The organism is Anaerovorax odorimutans, assembly GCF_024459955.1.
In the GTDB taxonomy this organism is placed as follows: Bacteria; Bacillota; Clostridia; order Peptostreptococcales; family Anaerovoracaceae; genus Hominibacterium; species Hominibacterium odorimutans_A.
This window is the reverse complement of sequence record NZ_JANFXK010000004.1, coordinates 98,209-119,926: the sequence shown is the minus strand read 5'-3', so window position 1 is coordinate 119,926 and position 21,718 is coordinate 98,209. Positions and strand designations below refer to the sequence as shown.

Genomic DNA, 21,718 nt, shown 5'->3' with positions numbered 1-21,718 from the left:
CTGGCTTAACCTGAATATCTTCCGCACCGGAGATTATAAAGGCACAGTCGTAAAGATTTATTATCCCAAGGGAACGAAATTTGATCGGGTTAAGGTCGAAAGTGATATGGGAGATGTAAAAATCAGCGACCTGACCGCGGGAACACTGGAGGTGGGATCCGATGCCGGCGACGTGACTATAGAACGGGTTACGGTAGGGGGAATGAATCTACGGGCTGATATCGGGGACCTGAAAGGCAATGAGATCCGTTCATCCTCTGCGAATGTTGAACTAAACACCGGAGCAATGACCTTGTCGGGAGCCTTTGCCGGGACGACGAAAATAGACTGTGATACGGGGGACTGTACGCTGACTACTTCACTGCCGCAGAACACATATGCCATTAAGACAGAGACCAATATGGGAGACTGCTCCATAAACGGTCAAAGCGTAGGCGGCACTTATGTAATGGAAAATCCCGCTGCGGCCAATCGAATTGAATCCCAGTGCGATATGGGAGATATGAAGATTAATTTTCAATAAAAAGTGTGTATGACGGGATCCAATGATTCCCAATAAAATTAAGGAGCGTCCCGCCGGGCAAAATCAGCCGGCGGCCGCTCCTTAAACTGTTTTAGCGATAAGACTGCTGATAAATTTTCAGTACATCTTCATCGGTCAACTCTGCGGGATCGCAGGCGAAGAGGCGTCCCATGGATTCCTTTGCGTTGGTTACGTATTTCGACAGGTCGTCCTGCTTGATTCCGTAATCGCTCATTTTCAGCTGGTCCACGCCGCAGTCGATCTGCAGCTGGCGCAGGGCATCGATAAAGTCATCTGCCGATTTGGCATGATAACGGCCCATGGCCTTAGCCATTTTGATGTAGAGCTCGTCACAAGTATGCGTCTCCACAAAATGACTATGATAAGGCAGGCTGATCATAATCAGTCCGGCGCCGTGGGGCAGGTCGTGGTGGTAAGCGCTGAGAGCGTGCTCCATGGAATGCTCCGATGTGCACATCATAAAGAATCCGGCCAGGGTGTTTGCCAGAGCCACATAGCTGCGGGCCTCCTCGTTGCTCCCATCCTTTACGGCCACCGGCAGATATTTGGCAATATACTCGATGGCCTTGAGGGCGAACATTTCGCCCATGGGGTTTTCATACTTATTGATGACGCTCTCCACTGCGTGGAACAAAGCATCAAATCCCTGGTAGGCGGTCAGCATCGGCGGAATGGTCATCATCAGATCAGGATCTACCACGGAGATAGCCGGATAGAGCTTTTCGTGAACAAAACCGCATTTTTCATTGGTTTCCTCTTTGGTGGTGACCGTGGCAGCATCGGCTTCCGATCCCGTGCCCGCGGTGGTGGTGATGGCTACGATCGGCAGAGGATCACAGACCAGCGGCAAATTCCTGCCGGTTTTGCCTCCATTGTAATCCCAATAATCGCCGGGGTTGGTCGCCATAACCGCTATGGCCTTGGCAGCGTCCATGCTGCTGCCTCCGCCCAGGCCAACGACGAAATCGCAGCCTTCCTCTTTTGCGAGAGCGCCGCCCTCCGTGACGTGGCGCAGTACGGGATTGGGCAGGATCTTATCAAACAGTACATGCTCACAGCCTGCTTTTTCAAGCTGCTCCTCCACTCTGGCCAGATAACCGTTGGCTTTGGTGGATTTTCCGCTGCTGATTACGATCAGCGCTTTTTTGCCCGGCAGCTGCTGCTTGTGCAGCCCGTCCAGGGCTCCCTTGCCGAAGAGAATCCGGGTAGGGATGTAATATTGAAACTTTTTCATAAAGCGTGTTGCTCCTTTTCCATTAATTTTCCTGTGTACGAAAAAAGGATGCAGACATAACCGCATCCTTTTTATCTTTGATTTTAACCAAAGTATCTCTTAAGTAAACCTTCGAAAGCACAGCCGTGTCTTGCTTCGTCCTTGGCCATTTCGTGAACCGTATCATGGATTGCGTCCAGATTCTGATCCTTAGCCATTTTAGCCAGAGCTTTTTTACCTGCGCACGCGCCGTTTTCAGCGTCTACACGCATTTCCAGATTCTTCTTAGTGGAGTCTGTAACAACTTCGCCCAGAAGCTCTGCGAATTTTGCAGCGTGCTCAGCTTCTTCCCAGGCAGCTTTTTCCCAGTAAAGTCCGATTTCAGGATATCCTTCTCTGTGGGCAACTCTTGCCATAGCCAGATACATTCCTACTTCGGAGCATTCCCCTGCAAAGTTATCTCTAAGGCCCTGCACGATTTCCGGATCAACGTCCTTCGCAACGCCGACAACGTGCTGGTCAGCCCATTCTCTCTTTCCTTCTTCTACCTTTACGAATTTTTCAGCGGGTACCTTGCACTGTGGGCACTGAGCTGGTGGTTCCGGTCCTTCGTGAGTGTATCCGCATACTGAACAAGTCCATTTCATAATTTTCTACCTCCCAATATTTTCTTGTAAATTTGCTGTAACTTAGTTATACCACCTTTATATGGATTGAAACAACCTTTTTTTTAAGCAGACTTTACCTTTTTGCAAAAAACAGGTATAATTTGATGTACATGTAACCCGGAAGGGCGGTTTCGCGATTAGAGAATAAGGGAAAAAAGGTGGAGATGATAGCATGACAAAGGCGAAGAAAATAATAGCCGGCATTCTTGCGGCGGGCGTTTTTTCATTGTCGCTCGCAGGATGCACGACATTTGACAATTTTAAAGAAGCATTTATAAATAAAAATCCACAGGCGGATGATACTATAAGAATCGGAGTTTACGAGCCTATGAGCGGTGCGGATAAACAGCAGGGTGAGCTGGAAGTCCAGGGGATCGAGCTGGCCCACGAACTATATCCCAAGGTTCTGGGAAAAAAGGTAGAGCTGATTTATGCCGATAACAAATCGGATATTGACGCCGCGGATACGGCGATGGCCGACTTGATTAAAAAGCAGCCTCTGGCTGTTCTGGGCAGTTACGGGAGCATCTACTCGCTGGTGGCCAACGATTACCTGGAAGCGGCTAAGATTCCGGGAATCGCCATGACCAACGTCAATCCGCTGGTGACCAAAAATCATCCTTATTATTTCCGGGTGTGCTTTGTGGAGTCCTATCAGGGCGATGCTCTGGCCAGATACGTATACGAACAGCTAAAGGAAAAGAAAACCGGAATACTGGCGCCGGAGGACGACGATCAGGCCACTGCCATGGCCAGCAGTTTTAAGGACAAATTCGTTGAGCTGACCGGGGATTCGGAGGCTATAGCCGTTTATCAGAAGTTCAAGGGCGGAGATAAGGACTTTTCCCAGCAGCTGCAGGCGATTGCCAATTCCAGAGTAAGCACGGTATTCCTTCCGGGAGATATTCCCGATGCGGCCAATATTCTCAAACAGGCCAAGAAAATGGGAATCAGCAATGTGACATTCCTGGGAGACAGCGACTGGTCCACCGATGAATTTATGGACAGCGCCGGAAAATACGTTTATAATAATGTTGCCTTCTCCACGCTGTATACGGAAGAGGAGGCTGTTACGGAAACGTCTCAGGAGTTCCTCGATGCTTACAGCAAAGAGTACGGCAAGGATGAGACCGCGGCGGCAGAAACCGCTCTGGGCTTTGATGCCTATCTGCTGGCAATCAAAGCCATTGAGACAGCAGGGGAAAACAGTACCGGTGAAGATATCCGCCAGGCCCTGGCCGAGACTGCCGATTTTGAAGGCGCTTCGGGAAAGATTACATTTGATAGCGTCGGAGATCCTAAGAAATCCGTTGTTATAAATACAATTGCTAATAAAAAAATCAAGCCGATATGTACCATTGATCCGGTAGAACCGGAAAAAAACACAAAGAAAAAAGATAAGAAAAAGGAGAATGAATAATGGAACAGAAGATTAAAGAAGGATTAGACCAGATCAGACCTTTCCTCCAGAGAGACGGAGGAGACATCGAGTTCGTAGAATATACGGACGATCACATTGTAAAAGTAAGACTGCAGGGACACTGTGCGGGATGCCCGGGCGCTCAGATGACGATCAAAGGCGTTGTTGAGAGAATCCTGATGGAAAGCTATCCGGAGATCAAGGGAGTCGAAGCAGTTCAGTAACTTTTACGGAAGAAAAAATGGAAAAAAAGACAAATAAATTAAAAATAGGAGTCTTTAGTATGCTGGCCCTGGCTCTGCTGGGGCTGGCTATTCTTTTAGCCTGGACAAAATTGTCGGCCGCCGCGCCGGCTGGGGCTCCGACAGATGCAAGCAAGCCGGCCAGGGAGATTCCGCTGTCAATCGTATGCGTGGGAGATATCATGTCCCATAATCCCCAGACCGAGGCCCAGTACGATTCGAAGAAAAAAGAGTACAATTACGACAACAATTTTCAATATGTAAAGCCCTACATTGAGGCGGCGGATCTGGCTCTGTGCAACGTGGAAACCACTTTTTCCGGAAAACCCTACTCGGGCTTTCCTTATTTCAGTTCCCCGGATGCCATCGCCACAGCGCTGAAAAACGCGGGATTTGATGTGGCGCTTACCGCCAATAACCATATGGCGGACAAAGGTCTGGAGGGAATTCTGCGAACCCTGAAGGTCCTGGAAAAAAACGGTCTGCCTGCTGTTGGCAGCGTGAAGGAGGAAGAGCAGGAACGCTATCTGATTCAGGACGTGAAGGGTGTTAAGGTGGGTGTAGTTGCCTTTACATACGAAACCGGCTCCGGCAGCGGCGGCGTGTCCATCAATGGCAGCGCGGTTTCCGATGAAGTGGCGGCTCATATCAATTCCTTTAATTTTAATACCCTTGAAGAGGACTCCGGCAAAATCAGGGAGACCATTGATCGGGCCAGAAACGCGGGAGCGCAGGTGATCATAGCTTATTATCACTGGGGCGAAGAGTACCAGAAGGCTGCCAACAAATATCAGAAAAAGCTGGCGCAGCTGACCGCCGACATGGGCGCGGACATAATCTTTGCTTCCCATCCCCATGTGCTGCAGGAAACAGCCTGGCTCACCGCAGGTGATTCCGGGAAAAAGGTTCCGGTCTTTTACAGCATGGGAAATTTCATTTCCAACCAGAGGACGGAAACGCTGAACAACCGCTACACGGAGCAAGGCGTCATAGCAAGGGTAGATCTTACATATGCTGAAGACAGCGGAATCAGTCAGCTTTCCATGAGCGCAGTTCCCACCTGGGTGGACAAATACTACTCCGGCGGCAAACAGGTTTACACAATTGTTCCGCTGGATGAGAAACTGAAAGAAAATGAGGCGCTGGCGGCATCCGGACATTTGTCCAGAGCCAAACAGGCCAGGGAGGACGCAGATGGAATACTTGGAATCAATCAACAATAATATAGAAGAAAACAAGGAGCAGATGATCCGTACTCTGCAGGAATTGATTCGGATTAAGAGTATCGCTGAAGATACGGAAGGGGAATATCCCTTTGGAGAAGGGGTTCAGCAGGCGCTGGATTACATGATGAAAAAGGGCGAGGAAGAAGGCTTTGTTGTCAGGGATGTGGACCACTACGGCGGGCATATCGATCTGACGGGAAAGGGCGGCGGTATCATGGGTATCGTCGGCCACCTGGACGTGGTTCCGGAGGGAACAGACTGGGACTATGAACCTTACGGCGGCGTTCTGGCGGATGGAAAGATTTACGGTCGGGGAACCATGGACGATAAGGGACCGGTGATCGCGTCCTTTTATGCCATGAAAGCGGTCAAGGACAGCGGAGCGCCCCTCAAAGATACAGTCCGTTTGATCCTGGGCCTGGACGAAGAAACCAATTGGAAGGGAATGAATCACTACCTTTCAAAGGTCGCGCCTCCTGACTACGGATTTACGCCGGATGGAGATTTCCCCGCTATTCATGGGGAGAAGGGCATCCTGGTCTTTGAGATTGCCAAAAAGCTGAACGGCGATACGGCCAAAGGCCTGGAGCTGCGTTCTCTGAGCGGCGGAAACGCAGCCAATATGGTGGCGGACCACGCACGGGCTGTGGTCCGTGATACCACCGGAGGCGGTTATGATGAAATTCGGGAAAAGGCGGCCTCTTTCCGCGAAGAAAAACAGGTTAAAGTAACCTGTAAAGGTATCGGAAAGAGCCTGGAAATTTCCGCAGAGGGGGTTTCCGCCCATGGCGCCAAGCCGGAGCAGGGAGTGAACGCCATTTCCATCCTGATGGACTTTCTGGGGACTCTGAGCTTTGCCAATGAAGACACCAATGAATTTATTGACTTCTATAATTCCTGTATCGGCTACGAGCTGGACGGCGAATCCCTGGGATGCGGACTTTACGATGAACCGTCGGGAAAACTGGTTCTCAATGTGGGCATGGCGGCCATGGACGGAAAAGCGGCCTCCGTTACGGTCAATGTCCGCTACCCGGTCACATCCACAGGCGATAAGGTCTATGAGAGCATCATGCCGGTGCTGGACCGCTATAATCTGGGGGTTGTCAAGGAAAAGCACGAAGAGCCGATCTATATCCCGGCGGATGACCCGATGATCGTCACGCTCATGGATATCTATAAAAGGCAGACCGGAGATGAAAGCGGTGAGCCCTTGGTGATCGGCGGCGGCACCTACGCCAGAGCCATGAAAAATGTCATTGCCTTTGGCGCCAGATTCCCGGGAGAACCGGAGCTGGGCCACCAGAAAAACGAATGTCTGTCCGTGGACAGTCTGGTAGCCATGACCAAAATCTATGCGGAAGCCATTTTCCGCCTGGCCTGCGATCCGGGAAATGAAGAAAACAGTTGACTTAGGCGGTCCTTATAGCGTATACTGATTAAGAATCGTAAAAAAGAAGCCGACGCTCCAGTAAACGAGCGCCGGCTTTTATTGTTTAGAAGAAAAAAGAAAGATAAGAGAATTTTAATGGAACAAATGAATTATAATCAGTCCGGACTCAACAAGGGAATCCTCCATGCGGTAGAAGAGATGGGCTTCGAACAGATGACCCCCATCCAGCAGCGGGCGATCCCGGTCATGATGGAAGGCAGAGATCTGGTAGGTCAGGCCCAGACGGGCACAGGGAAAACAGCGGCTTTTGGAATCCCGCTGATCCAGAAAATCCAACCGGAAAGCCACGGCATACAGGCCCTGGTGCTGTGTCCCACCAGAGAGCTGGCTATCCAGGCGACAGAAGAGTTGAGAAGGTTTTCAAAATATATCAAGGGCATTAAAATCGCGCCGGTCTTTGGCGGACAGGACATGTCCAAGCAGATTCAGATGCTGAAAAACGGTACCAAGATCGTCGTGGGAACGCCCGGCCGGATTATGGACCATATGAGACGCAGAACCTTAAAGCTGGACGGCATTCAAACGGTGGTTCTCGATGAGGCCGATGAAATGCTCAATATGGGATTTCGGGAAGATATCGAGACGATCCTGGGCGATACGCCAAAGGAACGGCAGACTGTACTCTTTTCTGCGACCATGCCCCAGGCGATCCTCAACATTACGAAAAAATATCAAAAAGACGCGGCCCTCATTAAGACTACAAAGAAAGAACTGACGATTCCCCTGGTGGAACAGTTCTATTTTGAGCTGAAAGGCAGAGACAAGACAGAGGCTCTGTGCCGCCTGCTGGATTATCACGATCCCAAAAGAACGCTGATATTCTGCAAGACAAAGAGAGGTGCCGACGCATTGTCGGGAGAGCTGAAAGGCAGAGGATATCCGGCGGAGCCCCTCCACGGGGACCTGAGCCAGGGGCAGAGAAATGCCGCCATGGCTCAATTCCGTCATGGAAAAGCCAGCATTTTGGTAGCTACGGACGTCGCGGCCAGAGGCTTGGATGTGGATGATGTGGAAGCGGTCTTTAACTACGATATCCCACAGGAAGAGGAAGCTTATGTCCACAGAATCGGCAGAACCGGGCGTGCGGGAAAAGAGGGCAAGGCCTTTACCTTTGTGGTAGGAAAAGAAATCTACAAGCTGAGAAGCATTGAGGGTTACTGCAGGACGCACCTTACCAAAGGCACGCTGCCTTCCGCCGTATCGGTGATGAAGAGCAAGTCAGAGAAGATCCTCAATCAGGCGATTCAGATGTCCGAGAACCGGGATTTGAGGCCCATAGGCAAGCTGCTTCACAAAAAGGTTAAGGAAAGCGGCTATTCCGTCGAATACCTGGCCGCAGCGCTGCTGCAGATGCAGATGGGCGATGAAATCGCCGAAATCAGCCAGGAGCCCCACAGGGCGATGCCATCCGGTAAGAAGAAAAAGAAGGAAGGAAGACGGAGACAGCCTTCCGGACGCAGAAGAAATTAATAGGACGTAAAAAAAGAAGGCAGCCGCATTATCTAATGGGCCTGCCTTCTTTTTTCGTGCTGTTAGACTTAGTCGTCAATTGCGTAGAATGAACCGCTTATGGTTGTATAGGAAGATGCTCCTCTGGCTTTGATGCCGGAGATGGAGTAGTTGTACTTATTTCCATAGGTCAGACCGGAAACGTATACTTCCAGATCGTCGTTATCCCTGTCCGTGATGATTGTGCTGTAGCTGTTTCCGTTGGAATCCGTTATTTTTACCTTCGGGTTTTTCCACTGAACCTTGGTCTTGAAATCAAAGCTTACTTCCTGATCTTCATAGTCGTAATCAATGTCTTTAACCTTTATCTTCGCCTTGGAAGATTTGGCTGCCGGAATTTTAACCGTTCCTTTTACGGAAGTGTACTTGGACGCACGGGCTTTTTTAATGCCCTTAATGGTGAACTTATATTTTTTCCCTTTTTTGTAGTTCTTGATCTTAAATTCCAGTTCGTCATTGTCCTTGTCCCGGATAGAAGCCTTGTATTTCTTCCCGGAAGTGTCCTTGACCGTCACCTTAACCTTTTTGTATTTAACCTTTCCATAAAAGTCAACTTCCACTTTTCCCTTCCCGTCATATTTGATCTTTTCGATTTTAGGAGCGGATGAGCTGGCTGCTGAAACGGGGGCGGCGGTGAAGATTCCCATGGTCATGACCATGGCCAGTGCCACAATGACCGCTGTCGCTTTCCTTGCAATGCTTGTATTCATATTTACTTCCTCCTTTACTGATAATTCCTGATTATGGTTATATTAAAACACGGAAAGATTAAAGAAACATTAATAAAAGGGTGTTTTGTGATAAGATAAAAAAAAGCTGTAACGTTTTTTCTCCATCGGAGTCATATAGTCAAAGAGGTGAGACGGTGAAGGAATTTGATGAAATCTACAATCGATATTTTAAAGATGTCTATAAATACATGCTTGCTTTGAGCCGGAATAAAGCGACTGCGGAAGAAATCACGCAGGAAACCTTTTTCAAAGCACTGAAAGCAATCGATTCTTTTCGCGGTGACTGTGAGCTGCGGGTATGGCTTTGCCAAATTGCCAGAAATACTTATCTTGGGGAATTGAAAAAGGAAAAGCGCCTTGCCGGAGAGCCGGAGCGGGAACAAGCGGCGCCTTCCGATACGGAAGAAGAATTTATATTAAAAGAAAGCGCGCTGCGGATCTATCAGATTCTCCACCATATGGAAGAGCCATATAAAGAAGTTTTTTCTGTCCGCACCTTCGGTGAGCTGCCGTTTAAGGAAATCGGGAGGCTCTTTGGCAAAAGCGAAGGATGGGCCCGGGTGATCTATTACCGGGCAAAAGTAAGGATTCAAGAGGAATTGGAGGAGGAATGGCATGGATAAATTGGAATGTAAAATTGTAAAAGACCTGCTGCCGCTGTATATCGATGGCGTATGCAGTGAGGAAAGCCGGAGGATGATCGAAGAGCATCTTGCCCAATGCGCTGACTGCGAAAAGACGCTGCGGCAGATGCAGACGCAGGTTGAGAAACCGCAGCAGCAGGACGAAGGGAAGGGCGCTCTGCAGAAAATAAAAAGGAAGCTGCGGAAAAGGTATCTGATCGTCATCGCAGCCGCAGTGGTTTTGATTGGACTTTGGACGGGACTTTCCGTCTTTATGCAGATGGCGGAAACGCCGATTTCCTATGAAGATATCAAGGTTTCGGTGGTGCAGGACAAAAAGATTCCCACGCAGTACAATATGGTCTTTAATGGCCAGTCATACGCGGGCTGGTATGGGGAGTCTGAGCTGGTCAAAGAAGATGACAAGTATCAATATGAGGCGGAGATCGTCCATTGCACCAGTTCCCTGTGGACCAGAATATTCGAAAGAAAACCCATGAAAAATGAAGTCTCTTTCAGTTATTCCTCTGATCCGCAGGATAGTGTGTATGGAACCGTGACAGATGTGGACGGTACTAAGAAATCTACTAAATCCATCAGGACAGTGGCTGTCTATTACCAGGCGACGCCAGGCTCGCCCCGTTATCTGCTGTGGGTGTCCGATGACTTTAAGAAGCTGGTCTATCAGCAGATTGACGATTTAAACGCGGTTGCCGGAGAGAAGATCATAAAGGCGGATCAATAAGAACAGGCGCTCGATCAATATTAAATTTTGGATCACCGGATTGGAAGATGGGGGAGCTGTGGTATAATAAAGGGAACGGAAAAAGCGTGATACGAAATAGAGATAGTGCCGACAGGGGGAAAAAGAAATGTATATTATGGCAGGAGATAAGCCGGTCGTGGAGTATGATGAGGCCTTTGACTTCAAAATTTTAGATCCGGATTTGGCGCCGCTGTATATAAAAAACAGGGGAAATGTGAAAGCGTGGATCGAAGAACGTGCGGTAGATCCTAACCGACCAAACTCCCGGGCTGTGAAATCAAGGCAGGGGTTGTCGAAAAACGCAGCCGCGTTGGAAACCGCGATGAAAATGGATGCCGCCGCCATTACGGATAACTTTTGGGTAAAGGCGGAGACGGACAAACGAACCTATCAGGATATTTTGTTCCGGAAAAATGATTTTTTTAGTCTGGCTTTATATCGGGACTTTTCCGGCTTGTCGGTTCAACCCTCCAGAACGCCGGAGCTGACCAATATAGGCGCGCAGGAAAAAGGCTGGAAGCTGGAGGATGGCGTCTGGTGGCTTTATAAAAATGAACCGATTCATGAAATAGTTTCCGAATATCTGACTTACCGGATCGGCAAGGCTTTGGGCTTTGATATGGCGGAGTATGAGATTGCCGAAAACGGCAGGTTCATAAAAACGAAGGACTTTACTGCCGGGACTGTAAATTTGCAGCATATTGACGCTGTCATGAGGGATCATGAGGAAGCAGGCAGGACGGTTCCCGATGATGATTACGCGTACAACTACTGGGAGCTCCTGAAATACTCCTCTGCCATGGCAAAGCAGTACCTGAACCTGTGCACCCTGGACGCATTATGCGAGAATTACGACCGTCACACGAAAAACTACGGAATGCTTACCGACCGGCGGACGGGAAAGATTTTAAAATTGGCGCCAAACTATGACAACAATAACAGTTTATTTGCCAACTATGGTTTGTCAAAGGAGAGGAAGGGCGGCCTTCTGCGGGAATTTTTACGTTTCCTCGACACCGAAGGTCTGCACATTGAACTGCCGCCTTTTTCCGAAGGGGTGCTTGATGATATTTTCAAAGAAACCAGGGACCGCAGCGGCTATGACTTTGATGAAGCTTTTTTAAAAGCCTTTATACTCGAGGGTTACAGGCAGCTTCAGAAGAGGAGCCGGTAGGCGGCCCCAAACAAAAATTTGACAACATCCGATTTACCTACTATAATACAACTGTAAAGAAAATCTGTTTCAGGGCGAGGTGCGATTCCTCACCGGTGGTAATGAGCCTGCGAGCTACGAGTCCACGAGCCTTTTCGGCCGAACGGGTCAGATCCCCGTACCGACGGTATAGTCCGGATGAAAGAAACACGGATACTTTTCATGTATTTAGTGACTTTGCCCTGGAATTAATTCCAGGGTTTTTTAGTGACCTGACAGATTCCTGAAATTATTCACAGAAAAATGGAGGAATCAAAATGAGTGAAGCGAAAATGGGAGAGAATTTGAATCAAAACGGACACAGGCAGTCCAATTCGGTTAAGCTGGCGAAGATGGGCATGCTGGTAGCTATTTCTGTCGTACTGGTATATTTTATACATATACCGATGTTTACGGCCTTTTATGAGTATGATCCGGCGGATATTCCAATCCTGATCGGCACCTTTGCCTTTGGGCCGTGGGCGGGTCTTCTGCTGACGGTAGTCACATCCGTTATCCAGGGCCTGACGGTCAGCTCGGCCAGCGGCGCATACGGGATTTTGATGCATGTGATCGCTACGGGAGCCTTTGTGCTGGTGGCAGGTTCGATCTACAAAGGTGAAAAGACCAGAAAAAAAGCGATCATCGCTTTGATCTGCGGCGTTCTGGCCATGGTGATCATCATGGTTCCGGCCAATATTCTCATCACCCCGTACTTTATGGGCGCGCCGAGATCCGCGATCGTGGCTATGATTCCGGTTATTATCGCTTTTAACTTTACAAAGGCGGGTATCAATGCAGTGCTGACGTTCTTCCTGTACAAGAGAATATCGAAGTTCCTGCACAGATAGAGATTCATGTAAATGTCCATATACGAAAATGCCCGTCAGATCTTTTAGATTCTGCCGGGTATTTTTAAATTTCTACTTGCCAATTTGAGCGTCTATGGTAGAATAGAAAGGAACACGGAATATTAAACGGCTGGGTGTGGCGCAGTTTGGTAGCGCGCGTGGATGGGGTCCACGAGGCCGCAGGTTCAATTCCTGTCACTCAGACCAGATCAAAGGGCGAACCTTGACAGAAAAACAGCTTTCCCCAAAGGAAGCTGTTTTTCTGTTTGCAAAAGCTGCTTTTGCCTGAAAGGCTATTTTCAATTTTACTTTTCTTGTGGTAGAATAAATGGATATGAGAACAATAACCTTAAAAAATGAAGAAGAAACCAGAGTGTTTGGGCGTCAGCTGGGACAGAACTCGAAAAAGGGCGACATCATCGCCCTCATCGGCGACCTGGGTACAGGAAAGACGGCCCTGACCAAGTATATCGCAGAAGGCCTGGGAATCCAGGAAACCATCACCAGCCCTACCTTCACTATCGTACAGGAATACCACGACGGAAGGCTTCCCCTGTACCATTTTGACGTGTACCGGATCGGCGACCCGGATGAGATGTTTGAATTGGGATATGAAGAGTATTTTTTCGGTGACGGCGTGTGCGTCGTTGAGTGGGCGGACCTGATTGAGGAGCTGATTCCGCAGGAAGCGAAAAAGATCTTTATCGAATACGGGCAGCATGAGGGGGAAAGGATATATCGATGTACATTTTAGCATTGGAGACGACAGGAGCGCATGCTTCTGTGGCGATTATAGATGAAGAGGAGCGTATCTTTCTGAAAAAGTCGGACGGGGTTTTGAACCATCTGCAGCACCTGATGCCTATGACGCAGGAATTGCTGGCGGAAAATAATCTCAGGCTGTCCGATATAACGGCAGTGGCAGCCTCCCAGGGGCCCGGCTCCTTCACCGGTATCCGTATCGGAGTATCTTCCGCCAGAGCGCTGGCGCAGGTGCTGGACGTAAAAGCGATCGCTGTTCCCACGCTGAAAGCTTTCGCATATCAGGCACCGGATTATAAAGGGCTGATATGCCCGGTGTTTGATGCCAGGAGAAACCAGGTTTATGCAGGAGCTTACCGGTGGGAGAACGGTGCGATTCAGGAAGTGGTGACCGGCGCGCCGTATTTAATAGAAGAGTTTTTGGAAAAAGTAGATGCTGCCGGCGATCAGAGAATGTTTTTCGGCGACGGTACAAAAGCGTACGCAGACTATTTTCAGGAAGCGCAGCTGGCACCGGAGGAAATACGCCTGCAGTCGGCGGCTTCCGTGGCGCGTTTGGCAAAAGACCTGTTTTCGCAGGGAAAAGCGGTCAGCTACGAAGAGCTAAAACCCAACTATATGCGAAAGGCGGAAGCCGAGCGGAAATTGGAAGAGAAGAAAAATGAGTAATTTAGTAATTAGACAGGCTGATGAAAACGATATCGGCGCAATTGCCGCATTGGAGGAAATCTGTTTTTCCACACCGTGGAGCAGGGAATCCATCCGGCAGGAGCTGACGGAAAATAAACTGGCCTTTTATGTAATCGCGGAGCTGGACGGAGAAATCGTGGGATATGCCGGTATGTGGCTCATTGTTGATGAGGGGCATATTACCAATGTGGCCGTTTTGCCGGAACATCGGGGAAAGCATATCGCTTCCGCCATCATCGCGGTGATGATCGAGTTTTCGGAGGGGCAGGGAATCCGGCGGTTTACCCTGGAAGTGAGGAGCTCCAACGAAGCGGCGAAGGCGCTTTACCGCAAATTTGACTTTAAGGAAGAGGGCCTGCGCAAAGGATATTATCAGGATAACGGCGAGGACGCGGTGATCATGTGGAGAGATCCGGCTGAGCCGCTGAAAAATTAAGGGGGCTGCGGCTTGCCGCTCTCGCTTCCGTTCTGTTGCGGCTGCCGCTCCCGCTTCGTTCCGGTCCCGCTCTCCCCAAAATATCAATAGCGGCAGGGAAACAGTACGATTTTGATACTTTTGCACGGATTCGGGGAAATAAAAGCGACTAAATATCAATTATAAGCGTTCAAGTGCGTTATTTTGATAGTTTTGAGAGAATTTTAGCGTGTTCTTGCCTGAAAGTATCGCTGAGTTTCGATATAATTGCATATTTTGATATTCTTCCTGATTTTCCAATGGCAAGCTAGGGAAAACTATCATATTTTCGCTTTTTTCGGCAGCTATTGGATATTTATCTGTTTTGGATGCGAATGGCTGGAATTAGCCCGGTTCTGGGAGTTGCGGTAACTTTTTCTGTAAATCGGCGTCGGGTTACGCAAAGCTGCGGGTTTGCGGGGACTCGAAAGCGTAAGAAATGAAAATTTGTGCTGCCGGTCGGTTCGGGGCCGCAGGATTGTTGAGAAATGCGCAAATTTGGGAGTTGCAGCCTTTTTTAGCGTGCCCCTTTTTCGACAATGTACATATTTGTTCAACGACGAATTGATTTCGGCCTTGTTGTTGAGGTATTTTCAAGGTTTGCGGTCTCTGCGCCTGCGAAAAACGGCATTTTGCTTGAGATTCTCTACTGGGATGCTCTGTATCCTTGAAAAAAGGTCAACAAGAATCCGATTTTTCACTGCTTGTTGATAAAAATAGTAATTTGCCTTTTGGACGGCTTTTTTGCTGAGCCGATTCAATTGAAAAGAATATCGCGTGCGATATTCTTCCTTGTTGCCGAGAGGTCGGAACCATTGAACCACACTCGACGTAGCTCGTGTGGTATAAAAAAAGATTCCCGGAGGATACTAGTAGTAAGAATAGCTTTCGAGGAGGGAATCATGAGACACGATGATTTTTATGAGGAAGAACGTTTGGGCGATGATATGGTGGCGGTGGCGTCACACTGCAGCAGATTTTCCAGGAGACATGATTTCGATATGTTCAATATGGGGACGTATCAGTCCTGTGAGAACTGCCGGCACCTGTCGTCGGACAATCAATGCGTGGTAAAGGCGCAGAATCAGATCTTCCCTTTAGAATAGAGGATAATTATGAAAGACGGAAAATTATTGACAATGGCGATTGAATCCAGCTGTGATGAAACTTCAGTGGCGATCGTTCAGGAGGGGCGGCATGTCCTTTCCAATATTATCGCATCTCAGATCAAGGTGCATCAGGTGTTTGGCGGGGTGGTGCCGGAGATCGCTTCCCGCCACCATCTGGACAACATCAACCATGTGACGGACCAGGCCCTTGCGGAAGCGGGGGTGACGATGGATGAGGTGGATATGATCGGCGTAACCTATGGCCCCGGCCTGGTGGGAGCGCTGCTGATCGGGCTGGCGACGGCCAAGGCCTATGCTCTGGCAGCGGACAAGCCTTTGGTGGGCGTTCATCACATACAGGGGCACATCAGCGCTAATTACATAGAACACAAGGAGCTGGAGCCTCCGTTCATGGCTCTGGTCATTTCCGGGGGGCACACAAATATCGTAGAAGTGACCGGCTATAATGAATGCCGCGTTTTAGGAAAGACCCGTGACGACGCGGCGGGCGAGGCATACGATAAGGTGGCAAGAGTGCTGGGCCTTGGGTATCCGGGCGGCCCGCTGATCGACAAAATCGCAAAGGAAGGCGACCCTCATGCGGTGGAATTTAAACGGGTTTTCCTGGAGAAGGACAGCCTGGATTTCAGCTTCAGCGGCATCAAGACCGGCGTGCTCAACTATATTAACTCGGAGAAACAGGCAGGCAGAGAGATTCAGGTGGCCGACGTGGCCGCCAGTTTCCAGCAGGCTGTTTTGGATGTGATCGTAACCAAGACGGTATCGGCGGCAGTAAAAATGAAAAAGGATAAGATCGTGCTGGCCGGAGGCGTGGCAGCCAACAGCAAGCTGCGGAGCATGATGGAGGAAGCCTGTAAGAAAGAGGGCCTTGCTCTCTATTACCCATCGCCCATTCTCTGTACGGACAACGCAGCCATGATCGGCTGCGCGGCATATTACAAATACAAAGCAGGGGTCACGGACGATTTGACACTGGACGCGATTCCCAATTTACCATTATAAGCAGAAGGAAAAGAAAGATGATTATTTTATCAGCAAAGGATTTGACAAAGACCTACGGAGTCGATGTGATCCTGCAGGATGTCTCCTTCCACATCAATGAAGGAGACCGCATCGGCATCATCGGTGCCAATGGCGCAGGAAAAACAACACTGCTGAAAATCCTGTCCGGCGAGCTTACCGCTGATGCAGGAGATTTTTTTGTGTCTGCGGACACCACAATTGGATATTTGAAACAGAGCGATAACTTTCAATCGGAAAACACAGTCCTGGAGGAAGTGGAGGCTATTTTCTCCGGCATAGAACAGATGGAAAAGGACATGCTGGAGCTTTCCGCTAAAATCTCGGAAAAAGCCGACAGGGGCGAATCCGGTCCGGAGGTGGACCGCCTGCTGCAGCGGTACGACCAGATGCAGGAGGAATATCGGGATAAGGGAGGTTACAGCTACAAGAGTGAGATCAGCGGCATTCTCAGCAGCATGGCCTTTGGTGAGGATTTTTACAATAAGAAGATTTCCACGCTCAGCGGCGGTGAGCGGACTCGCCTGGCACTGGCCTGCCTGCTCCTGAAAAAACCGGGTTTGTTGTTTCTGGACGAGCCCACCAACCACCTGGACATCGGCACGCTTAAATGGCTGGAGCAATACCTGAAATCCTATCGGGGGACGATCCTGCTGGTTTCCCATGACCGATATTTCCTGGACCAGACGGTGAACCGGATCTTTGAGGTGGAAAACCACAAGCTTTATACATACGAAGGCAGCTACAGCAATTACGCGGAGCAGAAAAAGCAGCGCAGGGAAGCGCAGATGCGCCAGTATCAGCAGCAGCAAAAAGAAATCGCCCGTCAGGAAGAGATCATCCGCCGGTTTAAACAGCACGGAACGGAAAAGCTGGCAAAGCGTGCGGCATCGCGGGAGAAAAGGCTGGACGCCGTAGAACGGGTGGACCGGCCGGAGGCTGTGCGAGGCAGGATGAAACTGCAGTTTCGCCAGAATTTTAAAACGGGAAATGACGTGCTGGAAGGAGAAGGCCTGTCCAAAAGCTTTGGCTACGGCTCCAACGAAAAACGCCTCTTTGAAAACGTCGGTTTCGACATCAAGCGGGGAGAACGAATCTGCATCGTCGGACCCAACGGAGTGGGAAAAACGACGCTCCTTAAAATTCTTTTGGGAGATCTTTCTCCCAACTCAGGACGGCTGAAGGTCGGACATAATGTAGACTTTGGCTATTACGATCAGGAACAGCAGCTGCTGGGCGGCGGCAATACGGTACTGGAAGAGCTTCACGACGCGTACCGGCTCTATACCGATACGGAGCTTCGTTCCATCCTGGGGAGCTTCCTCTTTCAGGGAGACATGGTCTTTCTGCCGGTAAGCGCCCTCAGCGGTGGAGAAAAAGCCCGTCTGGCCCTTTTAAAGCTGATGCTTTCCGGTGCCAACACGCTGATTATGGACGAGCCGACCAACCACTTGGACATTGAATCCAAAGAGGTATTCGAGGATGCGCTTTTAGAATTTCCGGGAACAGTCATCGTGGTTTCCCATGACCGCTATTTTCTCAATAAGATTCCTACGAGAATCTTTGAGCTGGGCCGGGAAGGAATAACTCCTTTTTTGGGCACATATAACTACTATGTGGAAAAGAAACAGGAGATCGAGTCCGGGAAAAAGTATCTGGAAGAGCTGTCCGGGAAAAACGAGAAATCAGAGGGCGGCAAGCTCAGCGTCAGCGAAGAACGTCGTCTGAAAAAGGAAGAAGAAGCCCAAAAGCGGCGTCTCAAAAGACAGCTTGAACAGGCGGAAAAGAATATTGAAGAACTGGAAAAACGGATTTCAGAGATCGAAACAGAGCTCTGCCTGGAGGAGGTCATGACCGATCCCGCCCGCCTGAAAGAGCTGAGCGAAAAACTGGACGCGGCGAAGGAGGAGTTGTCCTGCGAATACGAAAGATGGGTGGAATTGCAGGAAGTTTAGTGTAATTTCCAGACCGCCGATGTAAAAAAAGTTAAAAAACGGTTGCAATATAAAGAAGTGTCTACTATAATAAGTTTGAGTTATTTGCGGATAAACTTTGCAATGGGCAAATAAGATAAACAGGTAATGTTTTAACTGAATGGAGGTATATTATGGTTTTTGATAAGATCAAAGGTATTATTGCGGAACAGTTGGGCGTTGAAGAAGATGCGGTAAAGATGGAGACTCACCTGATGAAGGATCTGGAAGCTGACTCTCTGGACGCAGTTGAGATCATTATGGCGATCGAGGATGAATTCGACATTGAAGTGCCGGACGAAGACGCAGAAAAATTCCAGACTGTCGGCGATATCGTTAAATATGTAGAAGAAAAAGCGTAAGACAGCAGATCAGGAAAAGAAAACCCGTCGCAAGACGGGTTTTGCAAATTATAAGGAAAATTGGGGAAACGTAATGAAGAAAGATACGAAAATATCAAATGCGGTTATCAAACGCCTGCCGAGATATAGACGATACCTGAAAGAGCTGCAGAAAAAGGGAGTGGATAAGATCTCTTCCAACGAATTCAGCAGCCTGATCGGATATACGGCTTCTCAGATCCGTCAGGATCTCAACAACTTCGGCGGCTTCGGACAGCAGGGATACGGATACAATGTAGAAGGCCTGTACAATGAGATCAGTGCCATTCTGGGACTGGATAAAGAGTACAAAATGATTATCGTGGGAGCGGGAAATCTGGGTCAGGCCATTGCCAACTACACGTACTACTACAAAGCGGGTTTCGTAGTCTGCGGTATTTTTGATATCAATCCAAGGCTGATCGGCCTGAAGATCAATGATATTGAAGTCATGGACTATGAAAATATCGTGGAATACGTGGAAGAGAATCAGATCAATATAGGTATCATCTGTACGACCAAGGACAGCGCCCAGGAAGTTGCGGACAAACTTTGCTTCGCAGGGGTCAGCGGCCTTTGGAATTTTGCTCCTGTGGATCTGGAGGTGCCGGATCACGTAGCCATTGAAAACGTGCATCTGAGCGACAGCCTTCATTCCCTGGCATACCACATGAACCGCAACGCGACAGAAAATGAATAGCAAAAAATAAATAACCGTTTCTTAAAAAGAAACGGTTATTACGTATACAAGATAGTATGTATAAACTAAGCTTCAACCGGAGCGTCAACTGGGCAAGCGCCTGCGCATGCGCCACAGTCAATGCACTTATCAGCGTCGATCACATAGATTCCGTCGCCTTCTGAGATAGCTTCAGTTGGGCACTCACCTGCGCATACTCCGCAGCTGATACAAGCATCTTTAATTACATAAGCCATTGTAAACAACCTCCTTTAATGTTTATCTTCACGATACAATTGATTATAACAGAAGGGTATAGAGAATTCAAGATGAAAGTTTACGCACTTGTGGGTAAAAGTGGCACCGGTAAGAGCTACCAGGCCCAAAACCTATGTAAAGAATTAAATATTGAAGGCATTATCGACGACGGGCTCTTTATTTACGAGAATAAAGTAATGGCCGGCATTTCGGCAAAACGACAGGCAACCAAGGTGGGCGCCGTCAAGACAGCCCTGTTCACCAAGGACGAGCATCGGCAGGAGGTGGCGGAGAGTGTCCGCAGTACCCCGCCGAAGAAGCTTTTGGTGATCGGCACCTCAGATGAAATGGTGAGGCGGATCGTAAAGCGGCTGGAACTTCCGCAGATTTCAGAGACCATTTACATAACCGATATCACCACGGAGGAGGAACGGGCAATCGCCCATAAACAGCGCCATGAAATGGGGCAGCACGTTATTCCGGCCCCGGCCTTTCAGCTGAAACGGCAGTTTTCCGGCTATTTCATGTCCCCCATGCGCATCTTCCGCGGGTGGAGCGCGGCCAACAAGGGCGGATTCGCAGAGAAGTCCGTGGTGCGCCCGACTTACAGCTACCTGGGAGATTACAAGCTGTCGGATAAAGTTTTCAGTGATATCGTGGAATGTGTGGCTGCCCGCATGGAGAGTGTGGAAAGCGTTCTGCGGGTGATGACAATCACTGCTGTGGAAGGAGTCGAGATTACGGTTCTGATCAATATGCGCATCGGCTTCAATCTTGTGGCCCAGGCTGCGGCTCTGCAGAAAGAGGCGGCCCGCCAGGTTGAGGAGATGACGGCTTTTAACGTAAATCGCTTTGATATAGAAGTGAGAGGGCTGAAATAAATGAATCGGGTTATCAGGGAAAATGTTCGGGATTTTGATTTGGATCATATTTTCGATTGCGGCCAGGCCTTTCGGTGGAGCAGACAGCCGGACGGAAGCTATACCGGCATCGCAGGAAACCGGATCGCCAATATTCAATTTGAACCCTGCCAAGGGCCCGGCGGCCAGGGGCGGCTGACACTTTCCAATGTGACGGAGGAAGACTTCGATACATTCTGGAACGATTATCTGGATTTGGATCGTGACTACGGCCGGATAAAAAAAGAATTGGCTGAAAGGGACCCAATCATCAAAAAAGCCATTGACTGCGGCCGAGGAATCCGCCTGCTGCAGCAGGATAAATGGGAAACACTGCTTTCCTTCATCATCTCCCAGAACAACCATATCCCGAGAATCAAAAAATGCATTGAGGCCCTGTGCCGTCAGTTTGGGCAAAAGGCCGGCCAGCTGGACGGCCTTTCTTATTATACCTTCCCGGATCCGGAGGCCCTGGCCGTCCTTGAACCGGAAGACCTGGCGGAGTGCAGGCTGGGCTACCGGGCGAAATATCTGATCGGTACGGCCAGAAAAGTTGTCGCTGACGGCGCGGACATGCTGGAATCCATGGGCAGCCCCGACGTAACGGCTGCGGAAGCCTTTGAATACATTACCGGTTTTCCCGGCGTGGGCCCGAAGGTGGCCAACTGTATTCTGCTCTTTTCCATGGGCAAGTACGACTGCTTTCCCGTTGACGTGTGGATGAAAAAGGTCATGAAGCAGCTCTATGGACTGGAAACAGCCAAAGAAATCGATGCTTTCGCAAGCCGGGCCTTCGGCCAATACGGGGGCATAGCCCAGCAATATCTCTTCTATTATATAAGAGAAACCGGCCGCGGTGAGCGGTGAAAGCGGTGAAACGGCGGTAATGAAACAGTGCGGGCCGGGGCTGGCTGTCCGCTTTAGAGCTTGCCCATGAGAAAGACTGTCCGTCTCAGGTTTATCCATGAAAATTCGGCAGTTGGGCCGATGGCGGTGCCGAATCTGTTTAAGGGATATGTCAGATTTAGGAAATTT

General features: G+C 49.3%; 24 protein-coding genes, 1 tRNA gene and 1 riboswitch. Of the genes, 21 read left to right on the top strand and 4 right to left on the bottom strand.

The annotated features are described in order from the left end of the window. Positions 1-10 precede the first annotated feature (10 nt). Positions 11-523, top strand: coding sequence for a DUF4097 family beta strand repeat-containing protein (locus NE619_RS05310; RefSeq protein ID WP_305146586.1), 513 nt, complete (start codon positions 11-13; stop codon positions 521-523). 91 nt (positions 524-614) lie between these two features. On the opposite strand, the gene NE619_RS05305 is transcribed toward NE619_RS05310, so the two are convergent. Then, entirely contained in the window at positions 615-1,778 is a 1,164-nt protein-coding gene (locus NE619_RS05305; RefSeq protein WP_256131333.1) for an iron-containing alcohol dehydrogenase, read from the bottom strand. Between the two features lie 83 nt (positions 1,779-1,861). Beyond that, positions 1,862-2,407 (bottom strand): NADH peroxidase, encoded by a 546-nt coding sequence (locus NE619_RS05300; protein WP_256131398.1) that lies wholly within the window; start codon positions 2,405-2,407, stop codon positions 1,862-1,864. A gap of 190 nt (positions 2,408-2,597) precedes the next feature. Between NE619_RS05300 and NE619_RS05295 the strand changes: the two genes are divergently transcribed. The 5 genes from NE619_RS05295 to NE619_RS05275 all read left to right on the top strand — a co-directional run bounded on the left by NE619_RS05295 (position 2,598) and on the right by NE619_RS05275 (position 8,236). Further along, positions 2,598-3,845, top strand: a complete 1,248-nt coding sequence (locus NE619_RS05295; protein WP_256131332.1) for an ABC transporter substrate-binding protein — start codon at positions 2,598-2,600, stop codon at positions 3,843-3,845. Beyond that, the gene (locus NE619_RS05290; protein WP_256131331.1) at positions 3,845-4,069 is read left to right on the top strand and encodes a NifU family protein; all 225 of its coding nucleotides are present in this window, start codon (positions 3,845-3,847) and stop codon (positions 4,067-4,069) included. The genes NE619_RS05295 and NE619_RS05290 overlap by 1 nt, the downstream gene beginning before the upstream one ends. A gap of 17 nt (positions 4,070-4,086) precedes the next feature. Further along, positions 4,087-5,310, top strand: coding sequence for a CapA family protein (locus NE619_RS05285; protein ID WP_256131330.1), 1,224 nt, complete (start codon positions 4,087-4,089; stop codon positions 5,308-5,310). Then, positions 5,282-6,724, top strand: coding sequence for a dipeptidase PepV (gene pepV, locus NE619_RS05280; RefSeq protein ID WP_256131329.1), 1,443 nt, complete (start codon positions 5,282-5,284; stop codon positions 6,722-6,724). The genes NE619_RS05285 and pepV overlap by 29 nt, the downstream gene beginning before the upstream one ends. 117 nt (positions 6,725-6,841) lie before the next feature. Further along, a complete protein-coding gene (locus tag NE619_RS05275) occupies positions 6,842-8,236 on the top strand; it encodes a DEAD/DEAH box helicase (protein ID WP_256131328.1) in 1,395 nt (464 codons plus the stop codon). Positions 8,237-8,304: 68 nt separating this feature from the next. On the opposite strand, the gene NE619_RS05270 is transcribed toward NE619_RS05275, so the two are convergent. Beyond that, complete coding sequence (locus NE619_RS05270) at positions 8,305-8,985, bottom strand: hypothetical protein (RefSeq protein WP_256131327.1); 681 nt, start codon at positions 8,983-8,985, stop codon at positions 8,305-8,307. 155 nt (positions 8,986-9,140) lie between these two features. Between NE619_RS05270 and NE619_RS05265 the strand changes: the two genes are divergently transcribed. The 13 genes from NE619_RS05265 to NE619_RS05205 all read left to right on the top strand — a co-directional run bounded on the left by NE619_RS05265 (position 9,141) and on the right by NE619_RS05205 (position 19,547). Then, a complete protein-coding gene (locus NE619_RS05265) occupies positions 9,141-9,629 on the top strand; it encodes an RNA polymerase sigma factor (RefSeq protein WP_256131326.1) in 489 nt (162 codons plus the stop codon). Continuing rightward, positions 9,622-10,374 carry a zf-HC2 domain-containing protein gene (locus NE619_RS05260; RefSeq protein ID WP_256131325.1) on the top strand — a complete coding sequence of 251 codons (753 nt, stop codon included), beginning with the start codon at positions 9,622-9,624 and terminating at the stop codon, positions 10,372-10,374. Before NE619_RS05265 ends, NE619_RS05260 begins: the two co-directional genes overlap by 8 nt. Positions 10,375-10,501: 127 nt before the next feature. Then, a complete protein-coding gene (locus tag NE619_RS05255; protein ID WP_256131324.1) occupies positions 10,502-11,569 on the top strand; it encodes a HipA domain-containing protein in 1,068 nt (355 codons plus the stop codon). Between the two features lie 61 nt (positions 11,570-11,630). Further along, positions 11,631-11,762: riboswitch (FMN riboswitch) on the top strand. A 103-nt stretch (positions 11,763-11,865) separates the two neighbouring features. Then, positions 11,866-12,438 carry an ECF transporter S component gene (locus NE619_RS05250; RefSeq protein ID WP_256131323.1) on the top strand — a complete coding sequence of 191 codons (573 nt, stop codon included), beginning with the start codon at positions 11,866-11,868 and terminating at the stop codon, positions 12,436-12,438. Positions 12,439-12,568: 130 nt separating this feature from the next. Beyond that, positions 12,569-12,645, top strand: a tRNA-Pro gene (locus tag NE619_RS05245). Between the two features lie 121 nt (positions 12,646-12,766). Next, entirely contained in the window at positions 12,767-13,192 is a 426-nt protein-coding gene (gene tsaE, locus NE619_RS05240; RefSeq protein ID WP_330640670.1) for a tRNA (adenosine(37)-N6)-threonylcarbamoyltransferase complex ATPase subunit type 1 TsaE, read from the top strand. Next, positions 13,180-13,869, top strand: a complete 690-nt coding sequence (gene tsaB / locus NE619_RS05235; RefSeq protein WP_256131322.1) for a tRNA (adenosine(37)-N6)-threonylcarbamoyltransferase complex dimerization subunit type 1 TsaB — start codon at positions 13,180-13,182, stop codon at positions 13,867-13,869. The genes tsaE and tsaB overlap by 13 nt, the downstream gene beginning before the upstream one ends. Then, positions 13,862-14,326: a ribosomal protein S18-alanine N-acetyltransferase gene (gene rimI / locus NE619_RS05230; RefSeq protein WP_256131321.1), complete on the top strand. Its 465-nt coding sequence runs from the start codon at positions 13,862-13,864 to the stop codon at positions 14,324-14,326. Before tsaB ends, rimI begins: the two co-directional genes overlap by 8 nt. 920 nt (positions 14,327-15,246) lie before the next feature. Next, entirely contained in the window at positions 15,247-15,450 is a 204-nt protein-coding gene (locus tag NE619_RS05225; RefSeq protein ID WP_256131320.1) for a hypothetical protein, read from the top strand. 9 nt (positions 15,451-15,459) lie between these two features. Beyond that, on the top strand, positions 15,460-16,476 hold the full coding sequence (gene tsaD, locus NE619_RS05220; protein ID WP_256131319.1) for a tRNA (adenosine(37)-N6)-threonylcarbamoyltransferase complex transferase subunit TsaD: 1,017 nt from the start codon (positions 15,460-15,462) through the stop codon (positions 16,474-16,476). 17 nt (positions 16,477-16,493) lie between these two features. Beyond that, positions 16,494-18,449, top strand: a complete 1,956-nt coding sequence (gene abc-f, locus NE619_RS05215; RefSeq protein WP_256131318.1) for a ribosomal protection-like ABC-F family protein — start codon at positions 16,494-16,496, stop codon at positions 18,447-18,449. A 152-nt stretch (positions 18,450-18,601) separates the two neighbouring features. Next, positions 18,602-18,829 carry an acyl carrier protein gene (acpP, locus tag NE619_RS05210; RefSeq protein ID WP_256131317.1) on the top strand — a complete coding sequence of 76 codons (228 nt, stop codon included), beginning with the start codon at positions 18,602-18,604 and terminating at the stop codon, positions 18,827-18,829. A gap of 73 nt (positions 18,830-18,902) precedes the next feature. Continuing rightward, a complete protein-coding gene (locus NE619_RS05205) occupies positions 18,903-19,547 on the top strand; it encodes a redox-sensing transcriptional repressor Rex (protein ID WP_256131316.1) in 645 nt (214 codons plus the stop codon). Between the two features lie 65 nt (positions 19,548-19,612). Here NE619_RS05205 and NE619_RS05200 read toward each other — a convergent pair whose 3' ends face one another. Continuing rightward, the gene (locus NE619_RS05200) at positions 19,613-19,783 is read right to left on the bottom strand and encodes a DUF362 domain-containing protein (protein WP_148396995.1); all 171 of its coding nucleotides are present in this window, start codon (positions 19,781-19,783) and stop codon (positions 19,613-19,615) included. A gap of 72 nt (positions 19,784-19,855) precedes the next feature. Between NE619_RS05200 and NE619_RS05195 the strand changes: the two genes are divergently transcribed. Both NE619_RS05195 and NE619_RS05190 read left to right on the top strand, forming a co-directional pair. Then, the gene (locus tag NE619_RS05195) at positions 19,856-20,665 is read left to right on the top strand and encodes an ATP-binding protein (RefSeq protein WP_256131315.1); all 810 of its coding nucleotides are present in this window, start codon (positions 19,856-19,858) and stop codon (positions 20,663-20,665) included. Then, positions 20,666-21,550, top strand: a complete 885-nt coding sequence (locus NE619_RS05190; RefSeq protein ID WP_256131314.1) for a DNA-3-methyladenine glycosylase family protein — start codon at positions 20,666-20,668, stop codon at positions 21,548-21,550. It begins immediately after the preceding gene. Positions 21,551-21,718 lie beyond the last annotated feature (168 nt).